Consider the following 19658-nt stretch of genomic DNA (forward strand, 5'->3'; position numbering starts at 1 on the left):
CGCCAAGAATTCTCCTTCGTTCACCATCAGCAGCATGGTGACGAACAAATTGCCCTACATTGAATTGGAATGAAGATGAAAAAGACGTATATGTGTGTTTGTGTGGCAGCGGCATTTGCTACTAGCCTTGACCTCCATGCGGAGGCAGTAGTTGCATCGATTGCTGAGCCATCGGCCGCGGTGGATGCAATGACCAATCAGGGTGAATCGACGACCAATCAAACGCAAGATGCGTCGAGTTGGAACATTAAACAAGTGATTGTCACTGGAAAGCGCGAGCGTTACGCAGTACCCGCAGCAGCGGCTGCAACGCGCACAGAAACGCCACTTATCGAGGTGCCGCAGTCAGTGCAAGTGCTCACCCGCACCTTACTCGATGAGCAGGACCGTCGTACACTTGGTGAAGCTTTGGTGAACGTTTCTGGTGTCGTTCCCACGCGGTCTGAAGAGCAGTTATTGATTCCGCCACTCGTACGAGGGTTTCCTGCCGAAGTTTATCTCGATGGTTTACCGATCTATGCAGGCAATCAACAAGCATTTGATCCAACCAGTCTGGTAGGCGTGGAGCAGATTGACGTTCTTAAAGGGCCGAGCACGACGCTATACGGTGGTGGTTTAGGAACGCCATTAGGCGGTGTCATCAATATCGAAACCGCGCGCCCAAATGACAAGTTCGGTGGTTCTGTGGAGCTGCGTGGCGGTAGCTACGCTACCAAAGGTGCAGCGAGTGACATCAATATTCCTTTATCACAGGGTGTGGCGGCCAGGATTGCTGGCGAGTACCAAAGCAATGATAGCTGGATCGATCAGGTCCATGGGCAACGTTGGTCACTGCAGCCTAGTCTGTCAATTCAGGTGGATCCTGCGACGGATCTGCTGCTCCAAGGTCAAGCCAATCGCCGTAGCCAATTAGAATATTCAGGTTTGCCAGCAGGACCGGCATTGTCGGGACAAATTGACCGTAATGCCTTCCCAGGTTCGCCAATTCAACAGCCGCAAACAACAAATGACAACAATATGGGGCAGGCGACATTGCGCCATACATTCTCGGATGACGTGAAGCTCACCGTTAACGGACGTTATTATAAGAGTGCGATCCGAGAGTATGGTAGCTTGGTTGATCCTGACATGCTGGCGCCGGATCCCACAACGCCCACCGTTTATCCAATTATTCCGATCACGATGATTACCGATACCGAAGAAGTGACGTTCGATGCCAATCTTCAGGCGAAGGTAAATATGCTCGGGGGAACCCATGTCCTATTAGGGGGCTGGGACTATGATTGGACTCGGTTTTCTAGCAACATGGGACTTTTTGTGAGCAACACGCCTGAGGGAACGATCAACCTAGCGAATCCAGTGTACAACGTTGCCTATACGCCGCAGTTGCCAGTGAATTATCTTCAGACCGACCATTATCGAACGATGGCATTTTATCTTCAGGATCAGGCGACATATGACCGACTGCACGTGACGGGTGCGCTCCGTTACACCCAGCTTCAATTTACAGAAGTCAGCAATATTGGCGTCGCGAATGACCAATCGTATCACCGATTTTCTCCTCGGATCGGTGCAACCTTTGATGTATCCCCCGGCGTCGCGCTCTTTGCTGGTTATGCCACGGCTTTTCGTGCGCCATTTGGCTTTGTTGGACTTGGCGTACCCAAGCCTGAGACCTCGCAAAATATCGAGGGTGGGTTGAAGCTGGCACTCCCTTCTGCGGGCTTATCGGGAACCTTCTCGGTCTTCAATCAGACGCATGATAATGTAGCTACTGCAGATCCTAATAATGTTGGATTCAATATCCAGACAGGTCAGCAACGAGCGCGCGGCGTGGAGGCCGACTTGATTTGGGAGCCATCACCGGCGTTTTCGTTGCTCGCCAATTATGCGCATACAAATACGACAGTGACAGCTGATAGCGTTATTCCAGTCGGTAACGAATTAGCTCGCGTACCTCGGAATAGCGGACGTATCGCCGCACACTATCGATTCCTTCATGGAGCAGCCAAAGGGTTATCAATCGGCGCAGGCGTAACGGCACTCAGTGCTCGTCAACTCACCTTGCCAAATACGCTGAGCGTACCAGGTTATGCCATGGTGGATGCGCAAGCATCTTATGATATGGGTCGGTTTACGATTCAGGGATCGGTGGCGAATCTCACTGGACTACGCGTGTTCGATACCTACCAGTATTTGGGTGGTCCACTCGTCATGCCAGTGCAGCCTCGTTCTGTCTTCATCAACCTTAAAACGCAGTTCTGAAAGCTGAAAAATGTTCATGAGCCATGTCACGCGAAAAATTTGCCTAGGGATGTTCGGGATACTGCTTTCCACGGCAGCGACTGCGCATACCTCGACGGATGATCAATTGATTATTCCCCTCTACCCCAATGAGACGATCGGATCGCTAGGGGTTCCGGAAATACGAGAGCATTTAGATAACGTGGATGGCAGGATGATCCGTAATGTCAGCGAGCCCACGCTTGAGCTCTTTCGTCCAGCACCTGGCCACGCAAATGGTACCGCCATGATCGTCGCGCCGGGAGGCGGTTTTGTTGGGCTGGGCTACGATGCGGGAGGAACGGCAGTTGCACGTCGACTCGCTGAGCGTGGGATTACTGCATTGGTCCTCAAATACCGCACTATTCGCAGTGCGGCTGATCCAATGCAGATGCCAGAGGTTCATCTGAAGGAAATGGAGCGGCTGATGGCACGGGCGCAGAGCGGTTCTCCAGTTGAGATACCACGCTTTGCAGGCGAACAACATGCCGTCGAGGATGGTGCACGTGCCATGAAGATCGTAAGACAACGTGCTCATGAGTGGGGTATCGATCCTCATCGCATCGGCTTTATTGGCTTTTCTGCTGGCGCTTTTCTTGCCACAGACCTTGCCATTGGTGAGGCAGCATCGAGGCCGGATTTCGTTGCCTTGCTTTACGGAGGATTACGTACGCCAGTGCCTGCCAATGCTTCGCCAGCCTTCATTGCTGCTGCTGCCGATGATGAGTACCAGCCCAACGACGCCATGCAACTTTATAATGCGTGGCGCCAGGCGGGAGCCTCAGCCGAACTTCATATTTACGAGCACGGTGGTCACGGCTTTGATCTCAAGCCAAAAGGGACAACGAGTGACCACTGGTTTGATGAACTCATGTGGTGGATGCAGTCTCATGGTCTGGTGGGACCTTGACAGGATAGATTGAAATGGATGCGGTACACGCATGCTATTCCGCATGCGTGATTTCGCAAGTAGCAAATTACTTCATACATTCCTAGCAGCAGCCACCAAACCATCGAGCCAGTCTTGGTGGCCGTTGATCATCGGATTGGGTTTGGCGAGGGCAAGCGCTTTGGCGGGTTGTCCCACTTGCGTTTCTTGAGTGAGGATACGCAGACGTCCACCTGATAGCTCTTCAATGAGCCACGCATGGTGAACATCGAGGCGGTCTTCTGGTGTGCTACCTGCCCAGCCGTGCCATGCGATACGCGCTGCCTGACCCTTGGTGGGAGGCGTATATTCGACTACCTGCGCTTCAACAGGAAAACCAAACGTCTCAAAGTAAAAGCGAACTCCCGGTGCCAGTTCTGGGCCTTTGCCGTCATGGAAGCGAGTATTGGCCGAATTGGCATAATACGTAGGCCACATGTGTGGCGTATTCAACAGAGGCCAGACGTCAGCGGTAGTGAGTCCGGTAACGATGACTTCGTTGGAACAAAAGTTATCGGTATAGCCTGGGACGTAGCCTTCTGGCCAGATAATATCGCTCATGGTGATTTCCTTGGTGAATGATGATAGAGAAGGTCATTACTTTATCTAGTAACATTCAATGAATAAATGGCGCTAAAATAACTTCATTTATTACATCAGTGAATAAATCATGAGAGCATTCGACGGCATGCAGTTAGGAAGTGTGGAACTCTTCTGCAAGGCGGCAGAGTTAGCGAGTTTTTCTGCGGCCGCGGAGTCCCTGGGTTTGACGCCGGCCTCGGTAAGTCGCTCAATCAAGCGCCTAGAAGAAAGGTTGGGGGTGCGGCTATTTGCCCGTAGCACACGCAATGTGCGCCTGACAGTGGAGGGGGAGTTGTATTGGCAGCAATGTCGCCAAGCACTCGAACAAATTTCTGAAGCTGAACGTGTCATCGCGGGGCATCAGAAAGTGCCAAGTGGCACCTTGCGACTAAGCGTCGGCACACTCTACGCCAATTATCGGTTGCTGCCGCTCTTGAAGCAGTTTACGGCGGCATATCCAGACATCGAGTTAGAGATGAGCTTATCAAACCGCGTTGTCGATATTATCGATGAGGGGTACGACTTGGCTATTCGTATTGGCACTCCGCAAGATTCGCGTTTAATTGCCTACAAACTGGAAGAGGCGACGGTGGGGGTGTTTGCGACACCAGATTATCTTGCGCGGCGTGGTGTTCCGTATTCGCTAGACGATTTACCGCACCATGATTGTTTGCAGTTTATTTTGCCGACAACAGGACGACCGATGCCGTGGATTTTGAAGAATCCAGACGGCGAGGAAATCGATTACGTCTTTCACAGCCGATTGCGGTTAATGGATGACGCGTTCGGGTGCGTGAGTTGGGGGCATGCAGGTGGTGGACTGTTTCAGACTTATCACTTCATTGCTGATGCAGCGGTCAAGCGGGGAGAACTGGTTGAGGTGCTGCAAGCCTATGGGGGACGGTCACGTCAATTCTCTTTGATGTATCCACAAAACCGTCACCTTTCAGCCAGAGTGAAGGCATTTGTGGATTTCATGCGAAACAACGTAACGTCGAGGTAGAGACGCGGCGTGGTTCCTTGCCTAGCGTACAAACAGCCAGATCGTCAGTGATAAACCAACCAGTACCACAAAGCCACGGAGTAATCGCTCGGGTAAGCGATGCATGAGCCACGATCCGGTGATGCCACCTAAAACGCCGCCGATTCCTAGCGCAACGACAGCGGCCCAATTAATCATTGGTGAAAACGCAAAAATCGCCACAGCGGACGCATTCATCGTCATTGCTAAGGCATTTTTAGTTGCACCGGCAGTACGCACTTGCTGGCCAGCGATGGTTAGTGCTGCCAACATTAAAAATCCAATACCACCACCAAAGTAACCGCCGTAGATCGCGATCAATCCTTGTACACTTAAAATCACCCAATTGGGCAAGTGATTAGCTTCGCCACTGGCTTTGGGTTTAAATCCAAAACTTCCCCATGCAAATGCTGTCGTGGCAAAGAGCACGAGCCAAGGCACCATATTGGAAAAAATACTGACCGGTGTCGAGAGCAATAAGATAGCGCCGATAATCCCACCGATGATGCTCACAATAAATAAGGCTCGAAATTTCACGCCACCGACGCCACTCGCTATTTTTCTGCCAGCGATGGCAGTTGCGATTTGACTTGGGAAGAGGGCAATGGTTGAACTCATATTGGCGGCCAATGGATTGAGTCCTGCGAGCAATAATGCCGGAAAAGTAATGAATGATCCGCCACCCGCTAATGCGTTTTGCATGCCAGCATAGAGCCCGGCAAGAGCGATCAATAATAAGACATGCAAAGGTTGATGTGCGATGGTCATGTGGAGTCGGTGATGAAGGGATAATCAGATCGGACATTGTAGCCGATCTGATTTCGACAGGGCGTGCGGGGCCAAATCACCCCGAAGCTAGACTTATTTATTGCTATTTGTATTGCGGTCCGCTGGTGATGAATGACCCACCGTGGTAGTTGGCACCAATATCTTCGGCGTCAGGGTAATCGCCAGATGGTGGGAAGAGATGTTGGAAAGCGATAGAACTATCCTGCGGTTGATAGCCGAGATGAGCCGCTTTTCTGTTATCCCACCAGCTGGAAGGATTGTTCGACATTCCAAATACAATCGTATGGCCAACCTTGGGTGTGAACACCGCGCTGTGCAATAACCGCACCAAGTCATCATAGCTGAGATAGGTGGTGAGCATACGACGGTTATTGGGCGCGGGGAATGAAGAGCCGATACGAACACAGACGGTCTCTAGCCCAAAGCGATCAAAATAATAACGCGATAAATTTTCACCAAAACATTTACTGATGCCGTACATGCTATCTGGACGAACAGGATCATCAGCGTCGATGTGCTCCGTTGTTTTGTAAAAACCGATGGCATGGTTTGAACTCGCAAAAATCACCCGTTTCACAGCGTGCAGATGGGCTGCCTCATAGATGTTATAGGTACCTTGGATATTCGCCGACAAAATGTCTTCGAAAGGTGCCTCGACAGAAATGCCGCCAAAATGCAGGATGAGTTCGGTGTCCTTCACGAGGTCATTCACCGCTTTTTTATCTGCTAGATTGCACTGAACAATTTCCTCGCCTTCGGCTGCTTCACCCATGTCGCTGATATCGCTCAGACGAATAATGTCTGCCCATGGTTTTAGTTTTTCGCGCAAAATTTTTCCTAATCCCCCTGCTGCGCCAGTGAGCAAAATACGGTGAAAAGGTTTTTCGGATACGTTGGCATTCATAGTGGTCTCGAGTGAGTTATCTTGTTGATGTTGTTATGAGGTAGCACGATCGGGCCTTAGGTCACGGGTGCTGGATTGAAGAGGACGAAGTCATTATGGAGCTTCCAATGCTCTGCCCAGGTTTTCTTTCCGCTCGCAACGGCAAGCAAGAGTTCAAATAATTCCATGCCAACATCTTCAATGGTGGCCTTTCCTGTGGCGATTTTTCCGGCATTAATATCCATCAAATCATGCCAACGCTGCGCGAGGTCGTCACGTGTTGCCACTTTCACGACAGGAACCGCGGCTAATCCATAGGGTGTTCCGCGACCGGTCGTAAAGACGTGAACATTCATCCCTGCTGCGACTTGTAAAGTGCCACAGATAAAGTCACTTGCAGGTGTTGCGGCGTAGATTAATCCTTTTTGGGTCAATCGATCACCTGGAGACAACACGCCAGAGATGTTGGATGTGCCTGATTTAATGATCGAGCCCATGGCTTTCTCAACGATATTAGAGAGTCCGCCTTTTTTGTTACCGGGTGTGGTGTTCGCACTGCGATCTGCACCGCCGCGTTTGAGGTAATCGTCATACCACTGCATTTCTCTAATCATCGCTTCTGCGACGGCAGGCGTTGTGGCGCGGGACGTGAGTTGATCGATGCCATCACGCACCTCGGTCACTTCAGAGAACATCACTGTTGCCCCCGCACGTACCAATAGGTCCGTCATGTAGCCGACAGCGGGATTAGCAGTGACGCCCGAAAAGGCATCGCTGCCGCCACATTGCACGCCAACAACCAGATCGGATGCGGGGCAAACGGTGCGTTGTCTTTCGTTAAGAATCTTGAGGTGGGTTTCTGCTTGTCGCAAGATCGATGCAATCATCGATTCAAAACCGACATGCGCCGTATCTTGCAGGCAGACGACAGGTGGCGTGTCATTGTTTTGAATGGGAATGCTGCCAGCTGGGAATAATTTAGTTGGCTGAAGTTTCTCGCAACCGAGGCTGACGATCATGGCCTGACCGCCGAAGTTGGGATTGCGAGCAATATTACGAATTGTCCGGATAGGAATTTCTGCGCCCGGCGCATCAATCGCGACACCGCAACCGTAGGTATGTTCGATGCCGATCACATCCTCGACATTGGGATAATTGGGCAGTAACTCTTTTTTGATGCGTTGAACGGCATAGTCGACGACGCCTGACACACATTGTACTGTCGTGGTGATTGCTAACAAATTACGCGTACCCACTGAGCCGTCGGCATTGCGATACCCCATAAAAGTAAAGCCATCGAGCGGGGGGAGGTCGGGGCGCAGCATGGTCGATTTGGGCAAGTGATCCAGTTTCTTTGCTTCAGGCAGCGTCAACATGGATTCATTAATCCATTCGCCTTGCTGGATATCTCGCAGGGCGTTACCGATGACCACGTTGTAGCGCCGTACCGCATCGCCTTTTGCAATAGAAGTCAGTGCGAGCTTATGTCCTTGTGGGACATCGGTAATGAGACTAAGGCCGCATTGGAATGTTGCCCCACTTTTTAAGCCGCCATCGTTTGCGACAATGGCCACATTGTCAGCATCATGCATTTTGATATAGAGAGGGCGGGAGTCATTGCTTAACGTCATGAGGCAACCTATGCGAGGAATAAATGAATGTTTTTTTAGATTTTGCTTAAATGGTCTGACCAATTTTATGATTGGATGTACCAATAATTCATTGATTTTTTAAATAAATTTTTTTGAATATGTAAAAAATAATGCATATTTAATGAATTAAATCATTGAATTTATGTTGTTATTCAATGACTTATACTGTTTTTTGGACAGTGAGTTCATAAAAATCGTTATAATCAGAACCTACCTGATTTGTGGCGAGTATGCCACTTTACAAAAAAGTTTGCTAGTCTTGATTGTGATTTTGGTCAGACCAATTTAGAATGGCCTGACCGGAGTCGTTGATGATCTGTTTTAGTTGTGGGATTGTGGAATGACGAAAAAAAGTGCTTTGCCTCATAGTGAAGGTCAGTCGCAAGAGATGCGGCTCTATCGGGTGGTTGCTGGAAAAATTCAGGCCTTGATTGAGTCTGATGGCATCAAACCTGGTGAGCGCTTGCCGCCAGAGCGTGAGTTGGCATCAAAACTGAATGTCTCTCGTGCTTCATTGCGTGAAGCTTTAATTGCGCTGGAATTGACGGGGGTGGTGGATGTTCGAGGCGGCTCAGGTGTGTACGTAAGCCAAGTCGTTGAAGAGGTTGAAACAACATTGCCGGAAGCAGGTGCAGGGCCATTTGAAGTGTTGTCGGCGCGGCGTTTGATTGAATCGGAAGTGGCTGCGATCGCCGCCCGCGTAGCGACGGATTCAGCGATTGATGCCATTTTGAGGGCGGTCATTGAAATGGAAGTGAAGCACGACGATTACGCGACCAATGAAAATGCTGACCGGAATTTTCATATGGCGATTGCAAGAGCAACAGGAAACAGTGCGTTGGTTGGGGTCACTGAGTATCTATGGAACCAACGTGGTCGCTTGTGGCACAAGTTAAAAGAGCATTTTCAGACAGAAGATTTGCGCTTAGAAACATTGAAGGATCATCGTAATATTTTAGAGGCCATTGCTTCACATGATCCAGCGGCAGCAAGAAAAGCGATGCGGTCGCATCTTGAACGGGTGACGAGAACATTTTCTCGAGGATAAGACGGCGAGAAGTAGTAAGGAAGGGAAAATTTTTGCCTAAAATTTTTAAAAAAAGTTAACAATAATAATTACTTATAAGAAATAAAAATAAAAAGAAGCGAATCAAAATTCGCCATCGTTTTGACCAGGGTTTGACTCATTTTTCGACCGGCTGAGACCTCGGTGGATCACGATCCATCCTCGTCGCAGCGGCACGGAACACGCGAGGTGTTCCAGACGGCATCGAACAGTTGATGCACATTATTTGAAAAATAAGAGTTTGAGGAGACACAAAATGAAACGTATTCAGTTACGTGGGCGAAGCTTTGCCTTGACTACAATGAGCGCAGCACTGCTTGCGATCTTTAATGACGTTGGCGCGCAAGAATTACAAGCGCAAGATGCCCAGAAAGTGGAGGTCACCGGGTCATCTATTCGTCGTATCGCGAGTGAAAGTTCATTGCCCGTGACGACGATTTCCGCTCAGGAACTCGAAAAGCGCGGTATGACGACGTTGGCCGATTTTATGATGGCATTGCCGCAATCATTTTCTCTCGCCCCTTCGAATGCAGGCTCAGGGACCAATATCAACTTGCGTGGTTTGGGTGTGAATCGTACGCTGGTATTGTTAGATGGACGCCGTTTAGCAAATGAAGCAACTGCCGATGGTTATGCCAATCTGGATGTGATTCCAATGAGCGCCATTGCGCGAGTTGAGGTATTGAAAGACGGGGCATCGTCGATCTATGGCTCTGATGCGATTGGTGGTGTTGTCAACTTCATTACCAAGCGTGATGTTCAAGGAGCGTCGGTCAGCGTGCAAACCGTCCAGCCACAAAAACATGGCGGAGGTGATGAGGAGCGTGTATCGGCAACCTTCAGCAAGGGTAGTTTGGCAACAGACGGTTGGAACTGGTTTGCGACAGTAGATGCGCACCGTCGTAGCCCATTAGCGGCAAGCGACCGCGCAGAATTAAGTACGCCAGACATCTTGGCAAGCTTGGGACGCTCTGTTGCTCTTGGTAGCGGCGGTGTTGCAACACCCGCTAACTTCACGACTCCAACCAATAAAACTGCACAAAATCCGTATTATGCGACGGGCTGTCAAGCGCCATATTCCATACCCGGTGCCAAGAATACTTGTATTCTGAATACGAGTGCCTATGGCATGGCCTTGTATGGCAATCAACAGGTGACGTTCTATACCAAGTTCGCGAAGAAGTTGAGTGAAGACAATACCCTGACGGTCGATTACATGCGCGGTGAGGAATATATTATCTCCACCAAAAATCCAACGACAGCATCTGCGGTCAATGGCGTGAATGCCATCTTGCCGTCAACAAGCAAATGGTATCCTGGCAATAGCGGTGGTGTCCCAGCGGTGGCTGGTTTGAATGGCGCACCATTGACCGTGACCTGGAGCGTTGCCGATCTTGGATTAGCAACGACCAAAGATATTCAAGTCAATCATCGACTGGCCGTTAGTGATGAGGGGCGTTTTGGTGAATGGGATTTCAAAACAGGTTTCTTGTATGGCTACAGCCAACGCGATAACTATTTCGACAGCGGCTATGTCACTGGTCAAGGGTTGTTGGATGGCTTAACCAAGGGTATTTTGAATCCGTTTGGTTTACAGGATGCTGCTGGTAAAGCGTATTTAAAAAGTATCTCTGTCGACGGTGCGCAAGCTCGCCACTCTTATGTGACCTTAACGAGTGCGGATATCAGTGCATCTCGCGAAATTGGTCGCTTGTCCGGTGGTCCGATTATGCTGGCGCTGGGAAGCGACTTCCGCCGGGATACGTACTGGGATTCAAAAGCGCAGATTAACTCAATTGTTACGTATGCGGGCACTTCGCCAACGTATGCGAAAGCTGCTCGTAACGTTGCTGCGGCTTTCTTGGAAATCGATTTTCCGATTACCAAGCAATTAGATGTCGACTTTGCTGCTCGTGATGACCATTTTAGTGATTTTGGTAATACCGTGAATCCTAAATTGAGCTTCCGTTATCAGCCAACAAAAAATATCATGTTCCGCGGATCAGCAAACACCGGCTTCCGTGCACCGACCTTGTTTGATCGTTATGGCTATCGGGTACCTGGTGCCAACACAACAACAGCTTCTAAATGGGACGATCCAATTCTTTGCCCAGGCGGAACGCCAGGTGTCGCGGGCACAGGTAAGGCAGTAGCGGGTGTGGTTTCGTCGACGGTATGTAATACCACCTTTCCGAAACAGACCGGTAGCAATCCTGACCTGCAACCAGAAAAATCGAAAGGTTTTAGTCTCGGTTTAGTCGTAGAGCCAACCTCTAACATTACGTTATCAGCAGATTACTGGCATATCGAGATGACCGATATGATCGCCAATTTGCCAGAGCAAGTGTATTTCCTCAATCCACAGAAATATGCCAATCTGTTTATCCGTAACCCAGACGGCACCATTGCGTACATTAAAAATGTGACGATGAACTTGGGTGGTCAGCGCACATCAGGGATCGATGTCTCCGCGACCTATAACTTCCCAGAAACCAAATTCGGTAACTTTAAAGTGCAGTTAGATGGAACTTATCTGACGCAGTTTGATAATCAGTTAGAAGCAGGTGGTGATTGGATTTCTAACGTGGGTCGTTTTGGTGCAGCGAGCAATGGTACGACATCCAGTTTCCCAATTATTACCTTCCGTTGGAAGCATAACCTGACGCTGTCATGGAACAAGGGTGATTGGAATGCGCAACTGACACAAAACTTTAATACGGGTTATCACGATCAAAACTTGGTGGCGGCACAATACTATCGGGATATCGAGTCGTATTCTGTGGTTAACTTAACGGCGAGCTATACCGGTTTTAAACTTACTGTGATTACCGCGGGTGTTTCTAATTTGTTTGATGCGAAACCGCCGCTGACAAATAGCAATGCTTATACCTACGGTTATCTGAGCAGTGCGGCAAGCCCAATTGGTCGTGCATTCAACGTCAAAGCTATCTACAACTTCTAATGCGACACCCCCGGTGCTAGTCATCGGGGGCTAGTAAAGCCTAGGTATGAATAAGCCAATTAATCAAAAACGTCGCATGCTCTTAGCGGCATCGACAGCCACAGCCTTATCTGCCAGTCATGTCTCTGCGTGGGCAACGCGGTTTGAAAACGCAGCCAATCCCTGGCAGAAAGCCGATACTATTATTGAACGGTGTCGACGCCCACGCCCTTTCCCGCAACGTGATTTTGTAGTCACCGATTTCGGTGCGCAACCGTGCCAGTTGACCACGGTAATGGCATGGGTCAGTTTTGTCGAAAAAAAAGAATGTACAACCCCCGTCGCCGGTGCGTTTGATTGCTATAGCGCCATCCGAAAGGCGATTGAAACCTGCCACGCAGCCGGTGGTGGTCGCGTTGTGATACCGAAAGGCGATTGGTATATCGAAGGCCCGATTGTTTTGCTTTCCAACGTGCATGTACATTTACAGTCTGGGGCGCATGTCTATTTCAGTCAGCAGCCAGAGCATTATGCGCGCTACGGTGAATTCGATTGCGGAGACAACGGGAAATTGACCCTGATGCGCTGGGAGGGGAATGATTGTTTAAATTATTCACCGTTAATCTACGCACGCGGTCAGCGCAACATTGCTTTAACCGGCGATGACTGGACGTCGATTCTCGATGGTCAAGCGGGTGTGAGTTTTCCTGGAAGCGAGTATTGCTGGTGGTCTTGGAAAGGGCGGAGTAAGCCCGGTTCACTGAGCGACGGAGCGACTGGGAACGGACAATGGGTACAACACGATCCAGCGCAAACAGAAAACACGATCAACCCACTAAATCCTCATTCACTGCGCGAGGTTGCGCCGCATCTGAGTGAAGAGGAAGCTAAGTTTATTCAAGGCGACAGCGAACTCTGGCGACGAGATGCTAATTATCTTCGCGCCTTAGCAGAAGCGCGTGTTCCGGCCGAGAAGCGTGTCTTTGGACGGGGCCATTTCTTACGTCCTCACATGGTGCAGTTCATCAGTTGTACCAATGTATTATTTCAGGGATACCAAGTCACACACAGTCCCTTCTGGCAGCACAATCCGGTCGATTGCCGTAATGTCTATGTGAAGAAGATTTATGCCAACAGCGTCGGGCCGAACAATGATGGCTTTGATCCTGAGTCTTGCAATGGTGTATTGATCGAAGAGTCCCAATTCGATACGGGCGATGATTGTATTGCCATCGATTCTGGTAAGGGACCGGATATTCAGTTTGGCCCATCGGAGAATATTGTCATTCAACACTGTCACATGCACAGTGGACATGGTGCCATTACGCTTGGCAGTATTATGTCTGGTGGCATTCGCAATATCTATGTCCAGCATATCGTGATGGAAAATAGCCATTGGAAAACGGATCCGCTCAATATCGCGATTCGATTAAAAGCCAATATGAGTCGGGGTGGCTATATCAAGCATGTCTACATCCGCCATATCGACGTACCCAATGGGATTCGTACCACGCCGTCCTATTTCACGCCGATTCCGAGCGGATTGATTCCGGCGAAATCCGTGGCAACGTCCGCTGGCGCGGTGATTGTGATCGATTGTGATTACGATCCGACAGGCGATCAAGTGAGGACGCGACCGCCGGTGGTGTCGGATATTCACATCTCCCATGTCAACGTTGGCACTGTCGAGACGGCGAGTGGTACATTTTCTAGCTATCAGGCGGTCATTATTTTGGGACCTGTTGCCTCTGACTATAACGGTCCGGCAGCCAACCGTCCGAAGATACTCCCTGTTAAAAATGTCAGCATCTCAGATTGTGATTTGGGGACGCCTGTCAATAGCAAAGATCCGATCTATCTGTTTAACGCAGAAAATATCGCGCTGAAAAAAGTGCGTATCGGCAGCACTGTATTTAACCGTGTCTTGTCTGCACCGTGATGCCCTCGGGTACAGTACAGAAGTTGATATAAAAATGGATACCATGATAAAAAAATTAGGAGCGGTACTGGGTGGTCTGGCCTTATTGATCAGTAACGCTGGCTGCACTGGAGCAGGGGCACATGATGTCGCTGCATCAGCTGCTCCGGATCATGCGCTACACAATAACAATCCACCACAGCGCGTTCAGATTCTCTTGGTGGGTGATTCGACGATGGCAACAGCGTCAGGCTACGGCGATCAGTTTTGTGCAGCATTCACCGCGGCGGTAAGCTGCCTCAATGCGGCACGGGGCGGGAGGAGTTCCGCCAGTTATCGCGCTGAAGGCTTATGGGAAAAAGTGATGGAAACGCTCAGAAAAGGCGATCAAGCAGAGAAGATCGTCCTGATTCAGTTTGGTCACAATGATCAGCCAGGCAAGCCAGGACGGTCAACCGACCTCGCGACTGAATTTCCCCGCAACCTAGAACAATATGTGCTGGATGTGAAACAAGCCGGCGGCACGCCTATCTTGGTGACGCCATTAACCCGACGGACGTTTGTGGATGGAGTGTTGGAAAATAATTTGCGTCCTTGGGCCCAATCCGCCATCGATGTGGCGGCACATCAGCGCATAGAAGTGATTGACTTGAATTTCATCAGTAGTCAGGCAGTACAGAAAATGGGGCAAGCCGAGGCCGATACCTTGGCGATGGCACCTCCGCCAGAGAAAACACCGACGCCGGTTGATACCAAGCAGACTGAAAAACAGGGTGCGGCCAAATCAGCCTTTGATCGCACGCACGTTGGTAAAAAAGGGGCGGCACTTTTTTCTGCCATGGTGCTTCAGGAGTTAGTGAAACTCCACCCTGAGTTAGTCGCGATGACGTCCACTAAAGGTCAACCATGAACCGGCCATTGTTTTATCTCTTCTTATTGAGCTTGCTGTTACCCGGAGCAACGGCTTACGCGCAGGATGCCCGTCAGGTACACGAGCCTGTGGTGCCAGCGATTTGTAGCGAATTAAATGCGAACCTTGATTTGCAGCAAGTGGACCAGCAAAGTGAGACAGCACCCGACACCGCCCGATTACAAGCAGCCCTCGATCAATGCCAGCAAGGCAAGGCCGTGCGCCTCAATGGTCGTGGTACAAAAACGTATTTCCTGAGTGGCGCTATCCGCGTAAAGCCAGGCGTATCGTTGCTTGTGAATGAGGGCGTGACCTTGGAAGCGTCCCGATTAGCACAGGATTTTGATAAAGGCGATGGTCGCTGCGGTACGACAGATCAGCGTGGTCGCGCATGCTTTCCGTTCATCGATATCACGCAGTCCGCCCATGCGGGTATTTTTGGCGGCGGTATTATCGATGGTCAGGGCGGGAAAAAAGTCATTGGTCTCGATGAAAGCTGGTGGCAAATCGCGCGACGCGCACAACGAGAAAATAGTCATCAAAATGTGCCTCGTTTGATTGAGATCAGCAATTCAAATGACATGACGATGTATCAGATATGGCTCAAGAATTCGCCCAATTTTCATGTCACCTTAACCCATGTAGATGGCTTTACTGCGTGGGGTGTTCATATAGACACGCCAGCTGATGCGCGAAACACCGATGGTATCGACCCTGTTTCATCGCGTAATATCACGATCACCAAGAGCTTCATCCGTACTGGTGATGATAACGTCGCGATTAAAGGTGGCAATAGTGGTCCAAGTACCCAGATCAGTGTCACCGAGAGCTATTTTTATAGTGGTCACGGGATGTCGATCGGGAGCGAAACAAATGCAGGTGTTTCCCATGTGCTCGTTCAGCACTTAGTGATGGATGGCACGACATCTGGTTTGCGAATCAAGAGTGACGTCTCTCGTGGTGGTCTTGTCGAGAACATCACGTATCGAGATGTCTGCCTACGTAATGTGAAAGCGCCGCTCGACTTTGATACGCACTATACAAAGAACGCTACCGGTCATCTCATTCCGGTCTATTCCACGATTGAACTCGATCATGTGGACAGCGCGACGCCTGGCGCCATCATTTTGCGAGGCTTTGACGTATCGCATCCATTGACCTTGCTCATGCACGATGTCCATATCGCTCCAGGTAGTCGGGTAGAAGCAGTCGCTGCACGATGGCTGGACCAACCGATCAATTCTTCCTTGAATGCAGATTTTCAGTGGATAGAGACAAAAGGGGATGATGCAAAAGAAAGTGGTGGCAAGGGCATGACGACTTGTGCTCAGAGGTGGATGCCATTTCCTGACTATCCTGTCATCGTCAGTCGTCCGCAATTAACTGAAGATCAGGCCGCACTGTATCGCTACGCGAATGTACTCGGTTACGCAGGGTTGCCAGGGAAGGAAATCGCTGATCCATGGGATCCACTATCGCATCCTATTTCCAAACAAGTGAGTGCCGATCACCAACAGCACGGAATCTACTATGTGGACGCCAAAGCGCACAATACCTCGCGCACACAACACGGCGCTCCTATTTTTTCATCCGTACAAGCGGCGGTGAATCAGCTCATTGATGATGAGACAGCGCATCGTGTGAACACTGAGCGCGTCATTATTCAAGTTGCTGCGGGTACGTATGATGAGTTGGTGTATCTCCCCTCCACAACCCATCCAGTTAGTTTGATTGGTGCTGGCGCAGGCGTCACAACCATTCGCGCGAATATCGACGCCGCCATCACTGGAACGCAGTTTGCACAGCGATTTCAGACCCAGTTCACCAGCGCACCACCATCAGTATTGGCAATGTTTAACAGCGTGCGCGAGCGGCCGATCATCGGCACCTTTGGTACGCCCGTATTGTGGGTGAAAAGTCAGGCATTTCAGGCAAGTGATATCACGATTGAAAACAGTTATAACAAGGCAACGGGTAACGCCCGTCAAGAATGTTTGGAAGCGGGATGTGCTGGTGATGGTGTCTACGCCAAGATGTTGATGGTGCATCATCAGGCACTCGCGTTAATGACGGATGGCGTTGATCGAGCCCAGTTTGAGCGCATTCGATTGATCGGGTTTCAAGATACCTTATATATGCGAGCGCAAGAAGGGGGGAGAACTGCACGACACTTTTTTGTGGACTCGTATATCGAAGGCGATGTCGACTTCATTTTTGGTGACGCGACCGCTTTCTTTCTGAATACTGAAGTCAAATCGCTGGGAGATCGCTCTAGTTCCTATGTTGCCGCACCGAGCACGAACTTATATAGCAAATTTGGATTCGTTTTTGATCATTGTCGGTTTACGAATGATGGTAGCGCCAATGCCAAAGCAGGGAAGTTTTTTTTAGCGCGTCAGTGGTTTCACAATCAACGGTGCACACCTTATGGACACGTACCGATGGACGGCTATCAGTGTCTGGCTGGAGATCAGGATAGCTTTGTAGCACCTACGGGCACGATCACCAAGGCAACACTGGAGCATGTCGGAAAAATGGTGGTGTTAAATTCAGTGATTGGGTACCACATTAACCAAACACATCCCTGGTCCGACTGGAACAAAGTCGGAACTTTGCCATACCGACCTGCGCAGTATTCTAGCGAGGATTTCTGGCGCTATCTGAAAGCAAGTCCGATTGATCCACAAAAAGATTTAGGCTACGTGACGCCACCACCAAGCGATATTTTCTTGGGTGAATATCACAACGTGACCGAAACGTCATCGATGAACAATAGGAATAACAATGAGTAAGCAACGTAGTGGTGCGGGATTAACGAATATTCAACGTCGCCGATTAATCAGTCTCATGGCACTGAGTGGCTGCGGTTTGGGGAGCTTGAATACGTTCGCCAATACGGTCAATGAAGCGAGTTCCGCAAAGACAGGTGCGTTGCCGAATCCTTGGGCGGAGGCCGATGAGATTGTCCGTCGTGTGACTGTGCCTTTGCAGTTTCCTTCCCAGACATTTTCTATCACTGATTTTGGTGCGAAGCCTTGTCCATTAAAGAAAGTACAGGCATGGATCTCGTTTGAGGAGCAGGCCTTGGCGGATACACCTGCTGATGACGCGTTTGATTGTTATGCATCGATTGCTGCGGCAATACGTGCTTGCCACGATGCTGGTGGAGGCAAAGTGATTGTGCCTCGCGGCGATTGGTATGTTGCGGGGCCGGTAGTCTTGCTCTCTTATGTCCATTTTCACCTGGAGTCTGGCGCGCAGTTATATTTCAGTCATCGCCCGGAAGACTACGCCAAATACGGTGATGTCGATTGTGGTGCAAATGGGAAGTTGTCGGTATCGCGGTGGCAAAGTAATGATTGCCTCAATTACACCCCCATGGTTTACGCTATCAATCAACACCATATTGCCCTCACAGGAGAAGATTGGACGTCCGTTCTCAATGGTCAAGGTGGTGTTCCGTTTAATGAGGAGGGTGACTGTTGGTGGACCTGGAAAGGGAAGCTCAAAACACATCATGCCGTCGGGCAAAATAGCGTTCCGCATTACCGGGAAGGCGCTTCTTCTGAAAACACCATCAATCCTCTCAATGCGACGTCGCTTTCTTCGGTTGGCGGTCACGTCAATGGAAAGTTAGAAGCCATGATTTTGGGGCCGGGCGATCAGTGGCGTGCGGATGCGAACTATTTGCCTGCCTTGTCAGAAGCGAAAGTAGCAATAGAACGCCGCGTTTTTGGAAAGGGGCATTACCTCCGGCCACCCATGATCCAATTCATTCATTGTCAGCATGTATGGTTGGAAAACTATGAAGTTCGCAATACGCCGTTCTGGCAACATCATCCTGTCCATTGTGAAGATTTATTGATTCGCAAAGTACATGCCAAAAGTCACGGTCCAAATAATGACGGTTTTGATCCCGAAGCGTGTCGCTATGTGGTCGTTGACCAGTGTACCTTTGATACTGGTGATGACTGTATTGCGATCAAAGCAGGTAAGAACAACGATACCCAATACGGTCCCTCAGAACATATCGTGATTCAGCAGTGCACAATGCAATCGGGGCATGGCGGGGTAACGCTAGGAAGCGAAATGGCAGGCGGCATTCAATATGTCTATGCTCGCGATTTGTTGTTAGAAAACCTGCACTGGGCGACCAACCCCTTAAATACGGCAATTCGATTAAAAACCAATCTGAACCGTGGTGGCTTTCTACGGCACTTTTACGTCAATAATATTCAGATTCCTAATGGCGTTCAGACGTCACCATCCTTTTATTCTTCACTGCCCGGTTCTCCGATTCGTTCAAAAACGGTGGCAACTGCTGCTGGAGCGATTATTACCTTTGATTGTGATTACACGCCGAACAGTGATCAAGTCAGAATTCGGCCACCCGTCGTTGAAGACATTTATATTTCGAATGTGACTGCGGGCAATGTCGCAACCGCATCGGGGCAGCATTCGTGCTATCAGGCGATCGTTATTTTGGGTCCGGTCGCCTCTGATTATAACGGGCCAGCTCCGGCACCTGTGGTACTCCCTGTGAAGCGTGTGCGGGTATCGCAATGTGACTTTGGTACCCCAGTAGAAAAAAATAATCCGATTTATTTGTACAACGTGGCGGATTTAACGCTCAAGGATGTCCATATTGATGGACACCGTATGGATGGGGTCTATACCGCATAAAT

General features: G+C 49.8%; 13 protein-coding genes. 9 read left to right on the top strand and 4 right to left on the bottom strand.

The features are described 5' to 3' along the window. The first annotated feature begins 75 nt into the window (after window positions 1-75). Together ACO0K2_RS02710 and ACO0K2_RS02715 are read left to right on the top strand one after the other, a co-directional pair. The gene (locus tag ACO0K2_RS02710; protein ID WP_423015469.1) at window positions 76-2265 is read left to right on the top strand and encodes a TonB-dependent siderophore receptor; all 2190 of its coding nucleotides are present in this window, start codon (window positions 76-78) and stop codon (window positions 2263-2265) included. A gap of 16 nt (window positions 2266-2281) precedes the next feature. Continuing rightward, on the top strand, window positions 2282-3193 hold the full coding sequence (locus ACO0K2_RS02715; RefSeq protein ID WP_423015471.1) for an alpha/beta hydrolase: 912 nt from the start codon (window positions 2282-2284) through the stop codon (window positions 3191-3193). A 72-nt stretch (window positions 3194-3265) separates the two neighbouring features. On the opposite strand, the gene ACO0K2_RS02720 is transcribed toward ACO0K2_RS02715, so the two are convergent. Then, window positions 3266-3772 (bottom strand): SRPBCC domain-containing protein, encoded by a 507-nt coding sequence (locus ACO0K2_RS02720; protein WP_423015473.1) that lies wholly within the window; start codon window positions 3770-3772, stop codon window positions 3266-3268. Between the two features lie 109 nt (window positions 3773-3881). Between ACO0K2_RS02720 and ACO0K2_RS02725 the strand changes: the two genes are divergently transcribed. After that, entirely contained in the window at window positions 3882-4796 is a 915-nt protein-coding gene (locus tag ACO0K2_RS02725) for a LysR family transcriptional regulator (protein ID WP_423015475.1), read from the top strand. A gap of 21 nt (window positions 4797-4817) precedes the next feature. Here ACO0K2_RS02725 and ACO0K2_RS02730 read toward each other — a convergent pair whose 3' ends face one another. The 3 genes from ACO0K2_RS02730 to garD form a co-directional block, all read right to left on the bottom strand. After that, window positions 4818-5576, bottom strand: a complete 759-nt coding sequence (locus ACO0K2_RS02730; RefSeq protein WP_423016147.1) for a sulfite exporter TauE/SafE family protein — start codon at window positions 5574-5576, stop codon at window positions 4818-4820. 109 nt (window positions 5577-5685) lie between these two features. Beyond that, window positions 5686-6507, bottom strand: a complete 822-nt coding sequence (locus tag ACO0K2_RS02735) for an NAD-dependent epimerase/dehydratase family protein (protein WP_423015478.1) — start codon at window positions 6505-6507, stop codon at window positions 5686-5688. Between the two features lie 56 nt (window positions 6508-6563). Continuing rightward, a complete protein-coding gene (garD, locus tag ACO0K2_RS02740; protein ID WP_423015480.1) occupies window positions 6564-8117 on the bottom strand; it encodes a galactarate dehydratase in 1554 nt (517 codons plus the stop codon). A gap of 361 nt (window positions 8118-8478) precedes the next feature. Between garD and ACO0K2_RS02745 the strand changes: the two genes are divergently transcribed. From ACO0K2_RS02745 to ACO0K2_RS02770, 6 genes are all read left to right on the top strand, one after another. After that, entirely contained in the window at window positions 8479-9186 is a 708-nt protein-coding gene (locus ACO0K2_RS02745) for a FadR/GntR family transcriptional regulator (RefSeq protein ID WP_423015482.1), read from the top strand. 274 nt (window positions 9187-9460) lie between these two features. Continuing rightward, on the top strand, window positions 9461-12166 hold the full coding sequence (locus ACO0K2_RS02750; RefSeq protein ID WP_423015484.1) for a TonB-dependent receptor: 2706 nt from the start codon (window positions 9461-9463) through the stop codon (window positions 12164-12166). Window positions 12167-12212: 46 nt separating this feature from the next. After that, window positions 12213-14084: a glycoside hydrolase family 28 protein gene (locus ACO0K2_RS02755; protein ID WP_423015486.1), complete on the top strand. Its 1872-nt coding sequence runs from the start codon at window positions 12213-12215 to the stop codon at window positions 14082-14084. A 34-nt stretch (window positions 14085-14118) separates the two neighbouring features. Further along, a complete protein-coding gene (locus ACO0K2_RS02760; RefSeq protein ID WP_423015488.1) occupies window positions 14119-14973 on the top strand; it encodes a rhamnogalacturonan acetylesterase in 855 nt (284 codons plus the stop codon). Further along, entirely contained in the window at window positions 14970-17765 is a 2796-nt protein-coding gene (locus tag ACO0K2_RS02765) for a pectinesterase family protein (protein ID WP_423015490.1), read from the top strand. Before ACO0K2_RS02760 ends, ACO0K2_RS02765 begins: the two co-directional genes overlap by 4 nt. Further along, a complete protein-coding gene (locus tag ACO0K2_RS02770) occupies window positions 17758-19656 on the top strand; it encodes a glycoside hydrolase family 28 protein (protein ID WP_423015492.1) in 1899 nt (632 codons plus the stop codon). Before ACO0K2_RS02765 ends, ACO0K2_RS02770 begins: the two co-directional genes overlap by 8 nt. Window positions 19657-19658: the final 2 nt, after the last annotated feature.

The sequence above is a fragment of the Undibacterium sp. MH2W genome (assembly GCF_049340215.1).
In the GTDB taxonomy this organism is placed as follows: domain Bacteria; phylum Pseudomonadota; class Gammaproteobacteria; order Burkholderiales; family Burkholderiaceae_D; genus Undibacterium.